The organism is Streptomyces sp. NPDC005648, assembly GCF_040605395.1.
In the GTDB taxonomy this organism is placed as follows: domain Bacteria; phylum Actinomycetota; class Actinomycetes; order Streptomycetales; family Streptomycetaceae; genus Streptomyces.
In genome coordinates, this window is sequence record NZ_JBEXCS010000138.1 from 1 (window position 1) to 18,044 (window position 18,044).

General features: G+C 69.2%; 16 protein-coding genes and 1 riboswitch. Of the genes, 5 read left to right on the forward strand and 11 right to left on the reverse strand.

Features of this window, described 5'->3' with window-relative positions:
* Nucleotides 1–86: 86 nt before the first annotated feature.
* On the reverse strand, nucleotides 87–977 hold the full coding sequence (locus ABZT17_RS42245) for a thioesterase family protein (protein WP_356357492.1): 891 nt from the start codon (nucleotides 975–977) through the stop codon (nucleotides 87–89).
* 175 nt (nucleotides 978–1,152) lie between these two features.
* Between ABZT17_RS42245 and ABZT17_RS42250 the strand changes: the two genes are divergently transcribed.
* Nucleotides 1,153–2,370: an alpha/beta hydrolase-fold protein gene (locus ABZT17_RS42250; protein ID WP_356357493.1), complete on the forward strand. Its 1,218-nt coding sequence runs from the start codon at nucleotides 1,153–1,155 to the stop codon at nucleotides 2,368–2,370.
* Here the strand turns inward: ABZT17_RS42250 and ABZT17_RS42255 are convergent.
* From ABZT17_RS42255 to ABZT17_RS42300, 10 genes are all read right to left on the reverse strand, one after another.
* Nucleotides 2,279–2,935 carry a trimeric intracellular cation channel family protein gene (locus ABZT17_RS42255; RefSeq protein WP_356357494.1) on the reverse strand — a complete coding sequence of 219 codons (657 nt, stop codon included), beginning with the start codon at nucleotides 2,933–2,935 and terminating at the stop codon, nucleotides 2,279–2,281. The two genes, ABZT17_RS42250 and ABZT17_RS42255, sit on opposite strands and share 92 nt — an antisense overlap.
* A gap of 22 nt (nucleotides 2,936–2,957) precedes the next feature.
* Nucleotides 2,958–4,349, reverse strand: a complete 1,392-nt coding sequence (locus ABZT17_RS42260) for a M1 family metallopeptidase (protein WP_356357495.1) — start codon at nucleotides 4,347–4,349, stop codon at nucleotides 2,958–2,960.
* A gap of 97 nt (nucleotides 4,350–4,446) precedes the next feature.
* Nucleotides 4,447–5,688 carry a dipeptide ABC transporter ATP-binding protein gene (locus tag ABZT17_RS42265; protein WP_356357496.1) on the reverse strand — a complete coding sequence of 414 codons (1,242 nt, stop codon included), beginning with the start codon at nucleotides 5,686–5,688 and terminating at the stop codon, nucleotides 4,447–4,449.
* Nucleotides 5,685–6,770, reverse strand: a complete 1,086-nt coding sequence (locus tag ABZT17_RS42270; protein ID WP_356357497.1) for an ABC transporter ATP-binding protein — start codon at nucleotides 6,768–6,770, stop codon at nucleotides 5,685–5,687. Before ABZT17_RS42270 ends, ABZT17_RS42265 begins: the two co-directional genes overlap by 4 nt.
* Complete coding sequence (locus ABZT17_RS42275; RefSeq protein ID WP_356357498.1) at nucleotides 6,767–7,777, reverse strand: ABC transporter permease; 1,011 nt, start codon at nucleotides 7,775–7,777, stop codon at nucleotides 6,767–6,769. Before ABZT17_RS42275 ends, ABZT17_RS42270 begins: the two co-directional genes overlap by 4 nt.
* An 89-nt stretch (nucleotides 7,778–7,866) precedes the next feature.
* Nucleotides 7,867–9,618: an ABC transporter substrate-binding protein gene (locus ABZT17_RS42280; protein WP_356357499.1), complete on the reverse strand. Its 1,752-nt coding sequence runs from the start codon at nucleotides 9,616–9,618 to the stop codon at nucleotides 7,867–7,869.
* Nucleotides 9,619–9,645: 27 nt separating this feature from the next.
* On the reverse strand, nucleotides 9,646–10,644 hold the full coding sequence (locus ABZT17_RS42285) for an ABC transporter permease (RefSeq protein ID WP_356357500.1): 999 nt from the start codon (nucleotides 10,642–10,644) through the stop codon (nucleotides 9,646–9,648).
* Between the two features lie 384 nt (nucleotides 10,645–11,028).
* Nucleotides 11,029–11,823 carry an enhanced serine sensitivity protein SseB C-terminal domain-containing protein gene (locus tag ABZT17_RS42290; protein ID WP_356357501.1) on the reverse strand — a complete coding sequence of 265 codons (795 nt, stop codon included), beginning with the start codon at nucleotides 11,821–11,823 and terminating at the stop codon, nucleotides 11,029–11,031.
* A 178-nt stretch (nucleotides 11,824–12,001) separates the two neighbouring features.
* Nucleotides 12,002–12,796, reverse strand: coding sequence for an enhanced serine sensitivity protein SseB (locus tag ABZT17_RS42295; protein WP_356357502.1), 795 nt, complete (start codon nucleotides 12,794–12,796; stop codon nucleotides 12,002–12,004).
* A 45-nt stretch (nucleotides 12,797–12,841) separates the two neighbouring features.
* Nucleotides 12,842–13,537, reverse strand: coding sequence for an AAA family ATPase (locus tag ABZT17_RS42300; RefSeq protein WP_356357507.1), 696 nt, complete (start codon nucleotides 13,535–13,537; stop codon nucleotides 12,842–12,844).
* Nucleotides 13,538–13,719: 182 nt separating this feature from the next.
* Nucleotides 13,720–13,818: riboswitch (glycine riboswitch) on the forward strand.
* Between the two features lie 145 nt (nucleotides 13,819–13,963).
* On the opposite strand from ABZT17_RS42300, the gene gcvT reads away from it, so the two are divergent.
* The 4 genes from gcvT to ABZT17_RS42320 all read left to right on the forward strand — a co-directional run.
* Nucleotides 13,964–15,082, forward strand: coding sequence for a glycine cleavage system aminomethyltransferase GcvT (gcvT, locus tag ABZT17_RS42305; protein ID WP_356357503.1), 1,119 nt, complete (start codon nucleotides 13,964–13,966; stop codon nucleotides 15,080–15,082).
* Nucleotides 15,083–15,204: 122 nt separating this feature from the next.
* Nucleotides 15,205–15,582 (forward strand): glycine cleavage system protein GcvH, encoded by a 378-nt coding sequence (gene gcvH, locus ABZT17_RS42310; protein WP_356357504.1) that lies wholly within the window; start codon nucleotides 15,205–15,207, stop codon nucleotides 15,580–15,582.
* Nucleotides 15,583–15,598: 16 nt separating this feature from the next.
* On the forward strand, nucleotides 15,599–16,879 hold the full coding sequence (gene glyA / locus ABZT17_RS42315) for a serine hydroxymethyltransferase (RefSeq protein ID WP_356357505.1): 1,281 nt from the start codon (nucleotides 15,599–15,601) through the stop codon (nucleotides 16,877–16,879).
* 56 nt (nucleotides 16,880–16,935) lie between these two features.
* A partial coding sequence (locus ABZT17_RS42320; RefSeq protein ID WP_356357506.1) for an L-serine ammonia-lyase occupies nucleotides 16,936–18,044 on the forward strand: 1,109 nt, incomplete at its 3' end.

The following is an 18,044-nucleotide window of genomic DNA, read 5'->3' on the forward strand; positions in this document are numbered from 1 at the left end:
GCTGCTCGTCGTGCTCGGTATCCGGGCCGACTTCTACGAGCAGTGCCTGGCCTATCCCGAGCTGGCGGACGCGCGGCGGGAGCCGCTCAGGCGAGCCTGACCCGGGCGAGCTGGCGGGACTGGGCGACCAGGCGGTCGGCGCTGTCCCAGACCTCGGCGTCCTCCTCCAGGAAGCCGCCGGCCAGGTTGCGGGTGGTGATGGAGACGCGCAGCGGGCCGGGGGCCGGGCGGCAGCGGACGTGGACCGTGAGCTCGACCGTGGGGACCCAGCCCTTCAGGCCGATCTCGAAGGCGGTGGGCGGAAGGGCGTCCACCGCCAGCAGCAGGGAGAGCGGGTCCGCGTCGCGGCCGTCGGCGAGGCCGAACCAGGCCCGCATCTCGCCCTTGCCGGAGGGCGCGCCGAGCGCCCAGCCGAGGGTGGCCGGGTCCAGCTTGATCATCAGTCGGTCGGCGATGGCGGAGCTGCCGGGCAACGGCGCGGGACCGCCCGACGGCAGTGGGACGTCGGATGCGTCCTGCGGGCCGAAGCAGTCGTCCAGCGGCGGGAACGCGGGCGGTGCGGCCGTCGTGCGGACGTCGTCGGGGAGGGAGTCCAGGTCGCCGTAGGAGGCGAGGACGCGGAGGCGTTCCACCTCGCGGCCCTGCTCGTCGTACTGGAACAGCGAGGCCTGGCCGGTGGAGAGGGTGCGGCCGGTGCGGACGACGTCGGTGCGGACGACCGCCGGGCCCGGCTGGGAGGCGGTGAGGTAGTGCGCCGAGATGGTGAAGGGGTCGGCGTGCGGCAGCGCGTCCGCGAGGGCGCGGCCCAGGACGGCCAGGAGGTAACCGCCGTTGACGGCGTTGATGATGGTCCAGCCGGCGGACAGGTCGATGTCGTAGACGCCGGGGGCGCGTCGGGTGAGCGCGGTGTCGCGGTCGAACTCGCTGTCGCCGATCGTGGCCCGCTCGGGGGCCGGCGCGGAGGCTGCTTCTGGCATGGATGAACCGTACAACAGGTAATTACTAAGCGGTAGCTTTTAGCTGTCCGGCTCAGTGGTATGTGACATAGCACTGAGCCGGAACCCCCTTCTCCCGGGTGAGATCCCGGCAATTTCTTAGTAAGTGTCCGTACTCGTCCTCAACCCGAGGCCGCTCCGCCCCCTCTATGGGGACATGAGCCTCACCGGGACTCCGTTCCTCTACACGCTGATCGTGCTGTTCGCGGTCGCCCTGATACTGCCGCTTGTGCTGTGGTCACGGGTGCGCGGGCCACAAGCCCTGCGCACGGCGGCCCGGATGCTGATGCTGATCTTCGCCCAGGGGACCGCGGTCGCCCTGGTCTTCGTCCTCGTCAACAACGCCAACAGTCTCTACGACAACTGGGCCGACCTGCTCGGCACCGGCAACCACGTCCAGCAGGCGGCCAACCTGGGAGCGGACGGGACCGGCGGAATAGCGCTGAAACGGTTGCCCAAGGTGAAGCAGACCTTCACCCCGGCGAGCGGACCGGGCATGCGCGGGGTGCGCGAGACACAGCTCAAGGGCCGGGTCTCCGGCGTGAACGCCGAGGTCTACGTCTGGCTGCCGCCGCAGTACGGCGAGGCGAGGTACGCGCACCACAAGTTCCCGGTCGTCGAACTGCTGCCGGGCTACCCCGGCTCGGCGAAGGCCTGGTTCGGCTCGCTGCATGTGACCCGCCAGCTGGAGCCGCTGATGCGCGACGGCCAGGTCGCGCCGTTCATCCTGGTCGCACCGCGCACCAACCTGCTGGCCGGCGTGGACACCGGCTGCGCCAACATCCCCGGCACGGTCAACGCCGACTCCTGGCTCAGCATCGACGTGCCCAAGATGGTCATGGACAACTTCCGGGCCGAGTCCGCGCCCAAGGGCTGGGCGGTCTCCGGGTACTCGGCGGGCGCGCACTGCGCGGTGAAGCTGGCCGTCGCCCACCCGGACCGCTACATGGCCGCGGTCAGCATGTCCGGCTACAACGACCCGATCGGCGAACGCAATTCGCTGGCCGCCCAGAACCTGCGGATCCGCGCCGAGAACAACCCCTACCTGCTGCTGAAGGGGGCCCGCACCCCGCCCAGGATCGCCCTCTACATCTCCGGCCAGCCGCGCGACGGCTACGAGGCGGGCATCGCCCTGGAACAGGCCGCGAAGGCCCCCACGACCGTACATGTGATCTTCATCCCGAAGAGCGCGGGCGGCCACAACATGGCGCTGTGGCGGCCGCAGGTGGTGCCGTCCTTCCGCTGGCTCTCGGTCCAGATGGGCCAGCACAGCGCCCGCGGCACTATTCCTCCCGAACCGTCGAGCGGCGGTTCCACGCACGCGGCGCTCGCCAGTGGTACCGCATCGCGAGCAGGCGCAGGACGAAGGCGGTGACGACCGCGAGCCCGCTGGTCAGCGGGGTGAGGACGTCGTAGCGGATACAGAGGACGACCATGGTGGCGCCGACCATGGCGGGGACCGCGTAGAGGTCGCGGTCCCAGCGCAGCAGTGAGGGCACCTCGTTGGCGAGGACGTCCCGGAGCACACCGCCGCCGACGGCGGTGGCGAGGCCCAGTGTGGCGGACTGGGTCAGGCCCAGTCCGTACTCGTACGCCTTCGTCGTCCCGGCGACGCAGAACAGGCCGAGGCCGGCCGCGTCGAAGACGTTGACGGCGACCTGGATGCGCTCGACGTGCGGATGGAGGAAGACCACCATCAGCGCGGCGAGCAGCGGGGTGACGAAGTAGCCGAGGTCCGTGAAGGCGGCGGGCGGGACGGCGCCGATGATCAGGTCCCTCAGCAGCCCTCCGCCCAGCGCGGTGACCTCGGCGAGCACGGCGATGCCGAAGACGTCGAAGTTCTTGCGGACCGCCAGCAGCGCGCCGGAGATGGCGAACACGAAGATGCCGACGAGGTCGAGCGTGTGCTGGACGGAGGGGCTGAACAGTTGTTGGAGCACCCCCCATTCTTACTCGGGGGTCCTACAGGGCCGGCTTGCCCGTCGTGTGGATCCACTTCTGGAAGAGGTCGGTCAGGTCCTGGCCGCTGATCTTCTGCGCGAGCTGGATGAACTCGGCGGTGTTCGCGTTGCCGTAGCGGTGGAGCCTGGTCCAGGCGGGCAGGAGCTTGAAGAAGGCCTGGTCGCCGATGCGTTCGCGCAGGGCCTGCAGGGTCATCGCGCCGCGCTGGTAGACCGCGGAGGCGAACATGGTGTCGCGCTGCGGGTCGGCGACGGTGACCTGCCAGAACGCGTTGTCGGCGGGGCGGGAGTTGTAGGCGGCGAGGAACGAGTCATGGGCGCTGCGGGTGCCCTGGTGCTCGGCCCACAGCCACTGGGCGTAGGTGGCGAAGCCCTCGTTGAGCCAGATGTCCTTCCAGCGCTCCACGGAGACCGAGTCGCCGAACCACTGGTGGGCCAGTTCGTGCACGATCGTGGTCTCGTTGCGCACGGCCGAGTACGCGGGCTTGCTCTGCACCTCCAGTGAGAACCCGGCCTGGGGCATGTCGTCGACGATCGCGCCGGTCTCCTCGAAGGGGTACGGCCCGAAGACCTGCTGCCAGTAGTCGGTGGCGGCGGCCGTGACGGCGTACACGTCCACGTTGTTGCTGTTCGCGAGCACCGGGTCGATGGCGACGTAGATCGGGATGCCGGCGGGGGTCTTCCCCGTCTTCACGTCGAACTTGCCGATGGTGGCGGTCGCGAGGTAGGTCGCCATGGGCTTGGACTCACGCCAGTGGGTGTACGTCGAGTCGCCCTTGTCGTACGTCGAGACGAGCCGGCCGTTGGAGACGCCGGTCAGGCCCTTGGGGGCCTTGATGCGGATGTCGTAGGTGGCCTTGTCGTCCGGGTGGTCGCTGGACGGGAACCAGGTGGAGGCGGCGTTGGGTTCACAGGCGACGAAGACGCCGTCGGGGGTCTTCATCCAGCCGTAGTCGGAGCCGAAGACGATGGGGCCGTTGAGGGGCTCGGGGACGCCGCCGTAGGTGACGGTGACCTGGAAGTCGTGGCCCTCGCGCAGGAATCCCCTCGGGGTGACGCGCAGTTCGTCGCCGTCCCGGGTGAACTGGGCACGTCTGCCGTTCACTTCGACCCCGGTGACCTCCAGCTTCTGCAGGTCCAGGTCGAAGGCGGAGAGGTTCTGGGTGGCGCGGGCCGTGAGGGTCGTACGGCCGTCGAGGCGGTCGGTGTCGGGGTTGTACGCCACGTCGAGGGTGTAGTGACGGGCGTCGAAGCCACCGTTGCCGAGGTTCGGGAAGTAGGGGTCGCCGATGCCGGGCGCTCCTGGGGTGGGAGCGGAGGAGGCCGCGATGACGAAGAAAGAGGCCGCCGCGGTGGCGACGGCCCCTAAGCGCGCGGAACGGGAGAGTGCCATGAGTCGTCCCTTCGGTGCGTGATCCGATCAGTCGGACACGCGCGACTCTGCACTCCCCCATTCAGGCATGTACATGACTTTACCAACTTGTCATGTGCTACTTGTCGGTTGACTCCTGGCTTCCGGATTCCGCTTCGGCGGAGTCGCCCGTCGAGGCATCGGCCGAGTCCTCGGTCGCGCCGCCGGCCGGCTCACCGGCCGGCTCGTCGCCCTCCTCGGCGGGGGCGACCAGCTCGGCCGCCTCCTTGGCCGCGGTCAGCAGCACGGTGTCCTGCGGGGCCTGGTCCTCGAAGTTCTCCGGGTGGTGGCAGGCGACCTGCTGGCCGGGGCGGAGCTCGATGAGCGGGGGCTCGGTCGTCTTGCAGATCTCCGTCGCCTTCCAGCACCGGGTGTGGAACCGGCAGCCGCTCGGCGGGGAGATCGGCGAGGGCACGTCGCCCCTGAGCAGGATGCGCTCGCTCTTGGTGTGCTTCCGCTTCGGGTCCGGGATCGGCACCGCGGACATGAGCGCCTTGGTGTACGGGTGCATCGGCGCCCTGTACAGCGCGTCACGGTCCGCCAGTTCGACGATCTTGCCCAGGTACATCACCGCGATGCGGTCCGAGACGTGCCGGACCACCGAGAGGTCGTGCGCGATGATCACATAGGTCAGGCCCAGTTCCGACTGGAGGTCGTCCAGCAGGTTCACGACCTGAGCCTGGATCGACACGTCCAGCGCCGAGACCGGCTCGTCCGCCACGACCAGCTTGGGGTTCAGGGCGAGCGCGCGGGCGATGCCGATGCGCTGGCGCTGACCGCCGGAGAACTCGTGCGGATAGCGGTTGTAGTGCTCGGGGTTGAGGCCCACGACCGACAGCAGCCGCTGGACCTCCTTCTTGACGCCGCCCTCGGGCTCGACGCCCTGCAGCCGGAAGGGAGCCCCGACGATCGTGCCGATGGTGTGGCGCGGGTTGAGCGAGGAGTACGGGTCCTGGAAGATCATCTGCACATCGCGGCGGAGCGGCCGCATACCGCTGACGCCGAGGTGCGTGATGTCCCTGCCCTCGAACTCGACCGTACCGCCGGTCGGTTCGAGCAGCCGGGTGATCAGCCGGCCCATCGTGGACTTGCCGCAGCCCGACTCGCCCACGACGCCGAGGGTCTCGCCCTTGCGGACCTCGAAGTCGATGCCGTCGACGGCGCGCACCGCACCGGTCTGCCGCTGGAGCAGACCCTTGCGGATCGGGAAGTGCTTCTGCAGCCCCGACACCTTCAGCAGGACCTCGTGTTCGGAGGCGTCCTCGGTGAGGGTGGCACCGTCACTCTGCGCGGGGATGGTCGCTTCTTTTTCGTCGCTCACAGCTTCGGCGCAATCTCTTCGGTCCAGATACGCTCCCGCTGCTCCTGCGTCATGTGGCAGGCGGCCCAGTGCTGGCCGCCGACCTCGGTCAGCTCGGGGCGGACCGTGCGGGTGACGTTGTCCTTGGGAATGTCGGCGTAGGGGCAGCGCGGGTTGAAGGGGCAGCCGTCCGGGACGTTGATCAGCGAGGGCGGGGAGCCCTGGATCGGGATGAGCCGGTCGGTGTCCTCACGGTCCAGACGCGGCATCGAGCCGAGCAGGCCCCAGGTGTAGGGGTGGCGGGGCTCGGAGAACACCGACTCGGCCGGGCCCCGCTCCACGGGCCGGCCCGCGTACATGACCAGCAGCTCGTCGGCCATCTCGGCGACGACCCCGAGGTCGTGCGTGATCATGATGACCGCGGAGCCGAACTCCTTCTGCAGATCCCGGATCAGGTCGAGGATCTGCGCCTGGACGGTCACGTCCAGGGCGGTCGTCGGCTCGTCCGCGATGAGCAGCTCGGGGTTGTTGACCAGCGACATCGCGATCATCGCACGCTGGCGCATACCGCCGGAGAACTCGTGCGGGAAACCGTCCACGCGCTTGGCCGGCTCCGGGATGCCCACACGGTCCAGCATCTCGACGGCCCGCTGCTTGGCCACCTTCTTGGACACGTCGTGGTGGACCCGGTAGGCCTCGATGATCTGCTGTCCGACGCTGTAGAACGGGTGCATCGCCGACAGCGGGTCCTGGAAGATCATCGCCATCTTGCGGCCGCGCAGCCGGCGCACGTCGTCGGGGTCGGCGCCGATCAGCTCCTCGCCGTCCAGCCAGACCTCGCCGGAGACCTTGGCGTTGGTGGACGAGCGGTGCAGGCCCATGATGCCCAGCGAGGTCACCGACTTGCCGGAGCCGGACTCACCGACGATGCCCAGGGTCTGGCCGCGGCGCAGGTCGAAGCTGACGCCGTCGACCGACTTGACGAGACCGTCGAAGGTGTCGAAGTGGATACGCAGATCGCGGACGGAGAGGAACGCGTCGTCGGCGCCGGACGGGGCGACGGGGGCCGGTTCGCCCAGCGCCGCCTTTTCGAGCTTGCTCACGAGTACCTCACGCGGGGGTCGATGGCTGCGTAGACCAGGTCGACGAGGAGATTGCAGAAGACGATGAAGAACGCGGCGACCAGGGTCACGCCCATCACGATGGGCAGGTCGTTGTCCTTGATCGCCTGGATCGAGTAGGCGCCGATGCCCTGCAGGGAGAACACCGTCTCCGTCAGCACCGCCGTGCCGATCAGAGTGCCGAAGTCCATGCCGAAGATGGTGACGATGGGGGTCAGCGCGGCCCGCAGACCGTGCTTGGTCACCACCGTGCGCTCCTTGAGGCCCTTGGCCCGCGCCGTGCGGATGTAGTCCTCGCCCATGGTCTCCAGCATGCCCGCCCGGGTGAGCCGGGCGTAGAGGGCGGAGAAGAGGAACGCGAGGCTGATCCACGGCAGCAGCAGATGCCAGGCCCAGTCGGCCGGGTTCTGGGTGAACGGCACATAGTCCGTGCTGTCCCAGATGGGCCACTGGTAGACGAAGAGCGCGTTGATCACCTGGCCGGTGAAGAAGATCGGGAGCGAGACGCCGGCGAGCGCGATGAACATGGAGATGCGGTCGATCGGCTTGCCCTTGCGCAGCGCCGAGATGACACCGGTCGTCACACCGAAGATCACCCAGATCACGGCCGCACCGACGGCCAGCGAGAAGGAGACCGGGATGCGCTGGGTGAGCTGGGGCCAGACCTCGACGTGACTCTTGAAGGAGTAGCCGAAGCAGGGCGCGCTGCAGTGCGACGCATCGGGGCCGAACTTGTAGTCGGCGCCTACGAACAGGCCCTTGAGGTAGTCCCAGTACTGGATGACGATGGGCTGGTCGAAGCCCAGGTTCTTCTTGATCGCGGCGACGGACTCGGGATTGGCGTCCTTGCCGACGTACTGGGTGGCCAGCTGGGTGGCCGTCTGGCCGCCTAGACGAGGGACCAGGAAGAAGATGGCGAAGGTGACTGCGCTGACCACCAGCAGCAGTACCAATGCGCCGAAGACGCGTCGGATGATGTACGCAGCCACAGCTGTCCGGCTCCGAGCGGCCGGGACGGGGTTTTCCGTCCCGACCGCCCGGAGCCTTCACCTGCCTTTCAGGGGAATCCGGCCTGTGCTTACTTCGACGAGCTCAGCAGCAGGTAGTCGTACATACCGAGGTACGCCTGGGTGACCGTCACATTGGTCGCGGACGTCGGCCGGAACAAGAGGTTCTTGCGGTAGACCAGCGGAACGACCGAGCCGTTGTCCATGACCAGCTTGTCGATGTCGCCCCAGGCCTTGGTCCGGGCGGCGGAGTCGGTGTTGGCGATGGCGGACTTCAGAGCCTGGTTGATCTTCGGGTCGTTCAGCTCCATCAGGTTGTTGCCGCCCGAGGGCTTGATGGCAGCGCCGTCCACGATCTGGTCCAGGAAGCCGTAGCCGGTCGGCCAGTCGGCACCCCACGCCATGGAGAGCATGCCCAGCTTGTGCTGGTGGACGTAGCTCGGGACACCGGCGAAGTTCGCGAAGTACTTGCCGGAGGGGAACTGCTTGATGTCGACGTTGATGCCGACGCTCTTGAGCGAGTTCTGGATGGCCGTGGCCTGCGCGATCTCGGCGGGACGGTCCGAACGGGCGGTCAGCGTGGTGGAGAAGCCGTTCGGCTTGCCGCAGAGCTTGAGCTCCTCCTTGGCCTTGGCCGCGTCACCCTTGTGCCCGGCGGACGGGTACTCGTCGAACTTGGTGTAGCCGTTGACCGACGGCGGCAGCAGCGTGGTGGCCACGTCGCCCTTCGGCGAACCGCCGATGGCGTCGAGGACCGACTGCTTGTCGATCGCCCAGTTCACGGCCTTGCGGCAGTGGACGTTGTCGAACGGCGCCACGTTGACGTTCAGCGCGATGTACGAGGTCGCACCCGCGTAGGAGTTGTCCGTCTGCTTGGCGTACTTGCCGCTGAGCACCTTCGGCTGGGTCTGCGGCTGGACGCCGGTACCCGCGATGTCAGCCGTGATCTTGTCGGCCAGCAGGTTGTTGTCGATGGTGACCGGGTTGACCTTGAACTGGACGGTGATCTTGTCCGGCAGGGCCTTGCGGACCGGGTCGGTCTTCTGGTCCCAGTTCGTGTTGCGGACGAGGGTGGCGCTGCGGCCCTCCTCGTACGACTGGAACTTGTAGGGGCCCGAGGACACGATGTGCTGGACGTACTTCGCGCCGTCGTCCTTCGCCTGCGGCACGGGGGCCGTCTGAGAGAAGGTCGCCAGGTAGTCGAAGTCGGCGAACGGCTGGTTCAGCTTGAACACGATCGTCCGGTCGTCCGGGGTCTCGATCGACTTCAGGCCGTCGGCGGACTTGTCCTTGTACGGACCCTGGTACTTGTCGCCACCCTGGAGGTAGGCCTTGAAGTACGTGGGGCCGTTGGACAGGGCCTCGGGCGCGAAGTTGGAGCGCTCGATGGCGTACTTCACGTCCTTGGACGTGATCGGCGTGCCGTCGTCGAACTTCAGGCCCGAACGCAGGGTGTACGTCCACGTCTTCGCGTCGGCGCTGGGCTTGCCCAGGGACTCCGCCAGGTCGGGGACGACCTGGAGGCCCGCCTTGCCGGCGGCCGGCTTGAACGTGACGAGCGTACGCGCGTAGAGGCGCGAGAAGTTCTGCACGAACCCGTAGTACGTGTTGCCCGGGTCCAGGGAGTCCGGCACGTCGGAGTCCTCCAGCGTGACCGAACCCCCCTTCTTGTTCGACACGTTGACGATGGCGTCGAGCGCCGCGTCCTTCTTGCCGCTGCCGCCACCGCCGCTGCTGTCCTTGCTGCTTCCGCCGCATGCGGCAGCGCCCAGCGAGAGTGCCAGCACCGACGCCACGGCGGCGGTAACCCTTCTCGTCTTCACGTGAGGAATGCCCCCTCTATCGATGGATCACTTGCTGCGAGGGTCGAGTGCGTCACGCAGCCCGTCACCCAGCAGATTGAAGGCCAGGACGGTGATGAAGATCGCCAGTCCGGGCACGAACATGTACTGCGGATCCGCTGTGTAGAGATCCACGGCGTTGCTGAGCATCCCGCCCCAGGAGGCCTGCGGCGGAGCGATGCCGACTCCGAGGAAGCTCAGCGCGGCCTCGAAGAGGATGTTCGTCGGGATGATCAGCGTCGAGTAGACGAGGATCGGTGCGACGAGATTGGGGAGCAGTTCCCGGAACAGCACGTAGGGACCACGGGCTCCGAGACTCTGGGCCGCCTCGATGAACTCCCGCCTGCGCAGGCTCATCGTCTGGGCGCGCACGATACGGCCGATGTACGGCCAGCTGAAGAAGCCGATCACGAAGATCAGCACGCAGATGCGCAGCGACAGACCGTTCAGACCGAAGAAACCGTCCTGCACGGAGGCGGAGATGGCGATGGCGAACAGGAGCAGCGGGAAGGCGAGGAAGGTGTCCATCAGCTTGTTGATGAAGCCGTCCACCCAGCCGCCGTAGTACCCCGCGATGACACCCAGGACGGTGCCGATGACCACCGACAGCAGCGTGGCGCCGCCGGCGACGAGCAGCGAGACCCAGGAGCCGTCGATGATGCGGGCGAGCATGTCACGGCCGTACTGCGGCTCGACACCGAGCGGGTGGGACCAGCTCATACCGCCCCAGCCGCCCTTGGGCGCGAGCAGCGCCGGGTCGATGAGGTCCTGGTGGAACTTGTCGGGGTCGAGCCCGAAGACCCACTCGATCGGCTTGGCCAGGACGGCCATCAGCACGAGACAGATCACGACGATGCCGCCGGCCACGGCCACCTTGTCCCGCTTGAAGCGGGTCCAGGCGATCTGGGTGAGCGAACGTCCCTCGATCTGGCTCTTCTTGGCCCCGGCGAGCACGGCCTCGGGCTGCGCTCCGGCTTCCGCCCCCGTGGTCTCGATCGGTGCGGTCACAATGACCTGACCCCTCTCGCCGGTGGTGACCGGCCTTTGTCCGCCGCTGTGGGCGGCTTCGTTCGCTTACCTGCTGCGCGGTGGCCGCGGATGAGTGCGGCCGGGATGTGTGAGGCGATCCTCCGATTGGTACCGATCGGTACCTGCCTGCAGGACTGGTGGCCTCGCGCCTTCAGGGGAGTCTTCAACGCCCTGGCGATCACGCGCCAGATCTGATGGAGAAAGTATGCGCAACCGTGATGACGATTGAGGGGTTCCGTTATCCGGACGCCTGGTCGCGAGGGGCGGACACTGACAATGGGGTACGAAGAGGGTGAATATCACCCTATCCCGGTCCATCTACGCGCGAAGATCCATCGGGAGCGCCGAAGGCGCCGAACGATCTCAGTAGGTCCCGGGACCGGGATAGCCGTAGCCGCCCGCCGGCGCCTGGGCCGGTGCGGGGGCGTGGGCCTCACGGTCGTAGAAGGGGCGGGCGCTCGCCCGCATCCACAGGGCGACGGGGTCGTACTCGTCGGACATCGCGACCGTCGAGACCGGGAGACCGTCGGGGACCGCGCCGATGGACTGCTGCATCATCGCGCGCACCGAGTCGACGGCGGAGGGGCCGGTGTCGTAGACGTCCAGACCGATGGCGAGATACGGCGCCCCCAGCGCCGGCTGCACCCAGGCGCGGCGCAGTGAGCGGACGGCCGGGGTGCGGTGGGCGTTCTGCACGAGCAGGCCGTAGAACTGCGGGATCTCGATGGTCGGTTCGCTCAGGCGCAGCGGGCCGGCGGGCTGGCGGTCCAGGCCGGTGGCGATACGGCGCAGGTCCAGCCACGGGATGCCGACGCCGCCGCCGGGGGCGTGCGGGTTGAGCCAGAGGCCGTAGTGGTCGGGGTAGAGGGTGCGGGCCACGTCGATGCCCTCGACCACTTCGTACGAGCGGTTCCAGCCGCTGGCGCTGAGCTCCTGGGCGGAGGTGACACAGGGGGCGTAGCCGTAGCCCTCGACGTCCATGTTTCCGTACTGGGCGTCGGGGGAGCCGGACTGGCCGTGCCACAGCAGCATCCAGATCTGGCCGGAGCCGGGGGTCGCGAGGGCGCGGAGGAGCGCCTCGTAGGCGTCGTAGCGCCCGGGGGTCACCTGGCGCAGCATGTGCTCGACCGTGCCGGTCGTGGTACCGCTGGCGCTCACGTGTACCGCCCCTTCTTTTCGATGCCCCGTTGTATGGAACGAGTCTAAGCGCCCAGTGACTCGGGACTGGTCGTACGTGCGCGAGTGCGGGTGCGTCGTGGCTGGTCGCGCTCGCGCGGCGGCAGCCGCATGTCCGGTACGGCCCCACGCCCCTGAGGAGGCGTCACCCCGGCCCCGCCTAGAAGTGGTCCCTCGTGTAGAACGGGCGGACCTGGTCCCGCATCCACAGGGCCACCGGGTCGTCCGTGACGTCCAGCAGAACCAGGTTGACCGGCCACTGGGTGGGGATTCTGGTGACGGCGCGTTCCAGGGCCTGGAGGGGGAGCACGCGCAGGTCGCCCTCCCACTGGGAGAGTTCGACGCCCACGAACATGACGGGCGCCGCCGTCTCGACGGCCGCCAGGCAGCGGCGGGCGGTCACGACCACCCCGGTGCCGGCGAACTCCTCGGACGCGGCGGCCAGGAAGTCGATCGGGTCGTCCTGCCAGTCCGGCTCGTAGAGCTTCACCCGGCCGCCGGAGGCGGGGCCGTCGAGCACCGTGCGGCCGACGCGGCAGAGCTCGGCGACCGCGGGGGGCGGGACGGGGACGCCGATCACGCCGTCCGGGTTGATGGCCAGGCCCACCTGCGGGGGCAGTCCGCGGGCGAACTCGACCGCCGGGGCGATCGTGTACGACATATGGCTGCCCACGACCTGGCGGAACTGCTCCTCGGAGCTGAAGACCGGGACATAGGCCTGGCCCTCGATCTCCATCGTGGGCAGGTCGAGGGGGCCGCTGTGCGGGCCGCCGCCGTTGGGCAGCGGGATCCAGAGGAAGCTGCGGCCCAGGACCTCGATGATCCTGCCGCCCGCGGCGGGAATGCCGAAGGAGGCCGACAGCACCTCCTCCAGCTCGTTGCCGGGCCATCCGCCGTGCGGATGGGGGTGTGCCTGCGTGGGAAAGTCCGCGGGAAGATCCGCCGGGAAGTCCATCTGTCTACGACCGCCTGCTGTGAACCACTGCTGTGGCAGGAAAGGCTAGCGGGTGGAGCCGACATCGGGTCGGTTCGTGAAGGCGATCCGGCGCAGCACGTCCGCCGCCGGACGGTCCAGCAGCAGCGCCGAGCCCACGCCCGGGGGCAGGTCGCCGCGTTCGACGGAGCGGATGAGGCGGGCCGCTGCCGAGCGGTGGCGCAGGAACGCGTAGCGGGAGACGCCCCGGCCGCGCTCGCGCTGGCCCTCCAGGGCCGTGCCCGGCGGGACGTCCAGGAGCAGCAGGTGCAGGGTGCCGCCCCGGCGGCGGGCCTCACGGGCCAGCCAGTCGCGGACCCAGGCCTGGGTACCGCAGTCGTGGACCACGACGCCCTCGCCGGAGCGCAGGGCGCGGCGCAGTCCGGCGAAGTGGGCCAGGCGGACCAGGGGGCGGTAGAGGGCGTACGGCAGGAAGCCGGGGGCCCGGGCGTCCCAGCGGTCGCGGGTGTCCTGGGAGTCGACACGGACGCCGTTGACCGCGCGGTTCATCAGGGTCGACTTCCCGCTGCCGGGCAGGCCCGTGACGACGACGAGGTCGCGGGGGCCGAAGAGCAGGGCGTGCGGACTGTGTCCGGAGCGGTCGCGCAGGTCGCGGACGACCGGTACCGGGCGCTCGCACCGCTCGCGGGCCGGGGCCGTGGGCTGCTTCGGCAGCGCCACGGCCGAGGTCGTGGCGTACGCCGTGGTCCTGTTCACCGTGATCGTCCTCCCTGCGGGGTCAGGAAAGGTTCTGCCCTGCTTGTGTAAAGAGAAGGTAATGCACGGTCTCTCGCGGTTCCGTTCGGTTCCGGCCACAGCCCCGTCACAAAGGGGAGGGGCGGAGGTGACCTGCCGCGGGCGGGGTCGGCGTGCAATGATGTGCGCGCAACTGCATACCGGCCGTTTGAATCCGCGCGGGAGAGTCCCCGCAGCAGAGTCTGCGGGGCGCCGAAGGAGCAAGTCCCTCCCTTGAATCTCTCAGGCCCCGTTACCGCGCGGGCGAGGCACATCTGAAAAGCGGACCACCGATCCGGTGGTCCCACCCAAGGTGCAAGCCATGGCTTCATGGCGAACCTCTCAGGTTCCGATGACAGATGGGGAGGAACGACCTCGCCCGTCATGCCTTTTGCCCTGGGAGACATCCGTCCGATGAGCAGTACAGATATCCGTCGTACCGCGCTCGACGCCCTGCATCGCTCGCTCGGCGCGACGATGACCGACTTCGCCGGCTGGGACATGCCGCTGCGCTACGGCTCCGAACGCGACGAGCACCTCGCCGTACGGACGAAGGCCGGGCTCTTCGACCTCTCGCACATGGGCGAGATCACCGTGACCGGCCCGCGGGCCTCCGCCCTGCTCGACCACGCCCTGGTCGGCAACATCTCGTCCGTCGGGGTCGGCCGCGCCCGCTACACCATGATCTGCCGGGCCGACGGCGGCATCCTCGACGACCTGATCGTCTACCGGCTCGCCGAGACCGAGTACATGGTGGTCGCCAACGCCTCCAACGCCCAGGTGGTGCTGGACGCGCTGGTGGAGCGGGCGTCCGGCTTCGACGCCGAGGTGCGCGACGACCGGGACGCCTACGCGCTGATCGCCGTCCAGGGCCCCGAGTCGCCCGGCATCCTCAAGTCGCTCTCCGACGCGGACCTCGACGGCCTCAAGTACTACGCCGGTCTGCCCGGGACGGTCGCCGGGATCCCGGCGCTCATCGCGCGCACCGGCTACACCGGCGAGGACGGCTTCGAGCTGTTCGTCGAGCCGGGGCACGCCGTCGAGCTGTGGCAGGCGCTGACCGAGGCCGGCGAGGGCGTCGGGCTCGTCCCCTGCGGGCTGTCCTGCCGGGACACGCTGCGTCTGGAGGCGGGCATGCCGCTGTACGGACATGAGCTCAGCACCTCGCTGACCCCCTTCGACGCCGGGCTCGGCCGGGTGGTGAAGTTCGAGAAGGAGGGCGACTTCGTGGGGCGCGAGGCGCTCGCCGAGGCCGCCTCGCGCGCCGAGCAGAACCCGCCGCGCGTCCTGGTCGGCCTGGTCGCCGAGGGGCGGCGGGTGCCGCGGGCCGGGTACCCGGTGGTCGCCGGGGGCGAGGTGATCGGCGAGGTGACGTCCGGCGCCCCCTCCCCCACGCTCGGGAAGCCGATCGCGATGGCCTACGTCGACGCGGCGCACTCGGCGCCGGGCACCTCGGGCGTGGGCGTGGACATCCGGGGCAGTCACGAGCCGTACGAGGTCGTGGCGCTGCCCTTCTACAAGCGGCGCAAGTGACACCGTCGTAGCCGACGTGCCATGCCCCGGGCAGTGAACTCGCGCACATCGTCCCTGCTCACCGGCGTGGTCAGCAGTCCCCCATTCATCAGCACTCCCCCGCGTACAGGAGAATTCAGGCCATGAGCAACCCCCAGCAGCTGCGCTACAGCAAGGAGCACGAGTGGCTGTCGGGCGCCGAGGACGGCGTCTCGACGGTCGGCATCACCGAGTTCGCGGCCAACGCGCTCGGCGACGTCGTCTACGCCCAGCTTCCCGAGGTGGGCTCCGCCGTGACCGCGGGCGAGACCTGCGGCGAGCTGGAGTCGACCAAGTCGGTCAGTGACCTGTACTCCCCCGTCACCGGTGAGGTCACCGAGATCAACGAGGACGTCGTCAACGACCCGTCCCTGGTCAACTCGGCTCCCTTCGAGGGCGGTTGGCTGTTCAGGGTCCGGGTCACCGAAGAGCCGTCCGACCTGCTCTCCGCCGACGAGTACACCGCCCAGAACGCCGGCTGAGGAGTCGTACCGCCTGATGTCCGTTCTCAACACCCCTCTGCATGAGCTCGACCCGGAGATCGCCGCCGCGGTCGACGCCGAGCTGGAGCGCCAGCAGTCCACCCTCGAGATGATCGCGTCCGAGAACTTCGCGCCGCTCGCGGTGATGGAGGCCCAGGGCTCGGTCCTGACCAACAAGTACGCCGAGGGCTACCCCGGCCGGCGCTACTACGGCGGCTGCGAGCACGTCGACGTGGCCGAGCAGATCGCCATCGACCGCCTCAAGGAGCTGTTCGGCGCGGAGTACGCCAACGTCCAGCCGCACTCGGGGGCCTCCGCCAACCAGGCCGCGCTGTTCGCGCTGGCCCAGCCCGGCGACACCATCCTGGGCCTGGACCTCGCCCACGGCGGCCATCTCACCCACGGGATGCGGCTGAACTTCTCCGGCAAGCAGTTCCATGTGGTCGCCTACCACGTCGACGAGGAGACCGGCCTGGTCGACATGGCCGAGCTGGAGAAGCTGGCCACCGAGCACCGGCCGAAGGTGATCATCGCCGGCTGGTCGGCGTACCCGCGGCAGCTGGACTTCGCCGAGTTCCGCCGGATCGCGGACGCGGTCGGCGCCCACCTGTGGGTCGACATGGCGCACTTCGCGGGTCTGGTCGCGGCCGGGCTGCACCCCAACCCGGTCGAGTACGCCGATGTCGTCACGTCCACCACGCACAAGACGCTCGGCGGCCCGCGCGGCGGGATCATCCTCGCCCGGCAGGAGTTCGCGAAGAAGCTGAACTCGTCCGTCTTCCCGGGCTTCCAGGGCGGTCCGCTGGAGCATGTGATCGCGGCGAAGGCGGTGTCCTTCAAGGTCGCGGCGGGCGAGGAGTTCAAGGAGCGCCAGCGGCGTACGGTGGACGGTGCGCGCATCCTCGCCGAGCGGCTGACGGCCGCCGACGCCCGCGAGGCCGGGGTGAACGTCCTGTCCGGCGGCACGGACGTGCACCTGATCCTCGTCGACCTGCGCGCGTCCGAGCTGGACGGACAGCAGGCCGAGGACCGTCTCCACGAGGTCGGCATCACGGTCAACCGCAACGCCGTCCCCAACGACCCGCGCCCGCCGATGGTGACCTCGGGTCTGCGGATCGGTACGCCGGCCCTGGCGACCCGCGGCTTCACGGCCGAGGACTTCACCGAGGTCGCGGACGTCATCGCCGAGACGCTGAAGGCGCCCTCTCCCTTCGGGAAGGACGACGCGGAGGCGCTGAAGGCCCGGGTGAAGGCGCTTGCCGACAAGCACCCGCTGTACCCCGGTCTGAACAAGTAGTTCCCCGGTGGGGGCACCCGACGACGTGTGCCCCCGCCCTTCTCGGAGGAGTTCCCGTGGCCATCTCGGTCTTCGACCTGTTCTCGATCGGCATCGGCCCGTCGAGCTCCCACACGGTGGGACCGATGCGCGCGGCCCGCATGTTCGCCCGCCGTCTGCGCAACGAGGAGCTGCTGGGCTCCGTCGCGTCCGTGCGTTGCGAGCTCTACGGCTCCCTGGGCGCGACCGGCCACGGCCACGGCACCCCCAAGGCGGTGCTGCTCGGCCTGGAGGGCGCCTCGCCGCGGACCGTGGACGTCGAGACGGCGGACGACGGGGTGGAGCGGATCAGGGAGTCCGGCCGTATCCGGCTGCTCGGGACGCACGAGATCCCGTTCTCCTTCGACGACGACCTGAAGCTGCACCGCCGCAAGGCCCTCCCGTACCACGCCAACGGCATGACGCTCTGGGCCTACGACGCCTCGGGCGCCGAGCTGCTGTCGAAGACGTACTACTCGGTGGGCGGCGGGTTCGTCGTCGACGAGGACGCGGTGGGCGCGGACCGGATCAAACTCGACGACACCGTGCTGAAGTATCCTTTCCGCACCGGTGACGAGCTGTTGCGTCTGACCAGCGAGACCGGGCTGTCGATCTCCTCGCTGATGCTGGAGAACGAGCGGGCCTGGCGCACCGAGGACGAGATCAGGGCAGGCCTGCTGGAGATCTGGCGGGTCATGCAGGCCTGTGTGTCCCGGGGCATGTCCCGCGAGGGCATCCTGCCGGGCGGTCTGAAGGTCCGCCGCCGGGCCGCCGTCTCCGCACGTCAACTCCGGGCGGAGGGCGACCCGTTGGCCCACGCCATGGAGTGGATCACGCTCTACGCGATGGCCGTGAACGAGGAGAACGCGGCGGGCGGACGGGTCGTGACCGCCCCGACCAACGGCGCGGCGGGCATCATCCCCGCCGTCCTGCACTACTACATCAACTTCGTCCCCGGCGCCGACGAGGACGGCGTGGTCCGCTTCCTGCTCGCGGCCGGCGCCATCGGCATGCTCTTCAAGGAGAACGCCTCCATCTCCGGCGCCGAGGTCGGCTGCCAGGGCGAGGTCGGCTCCGCCTGCTCGATGGCGGCGGGCGCCCTCGCCGAGGTGCTCGGCGGCTCGCCCGAGCAGGTCGAGAACGCGGC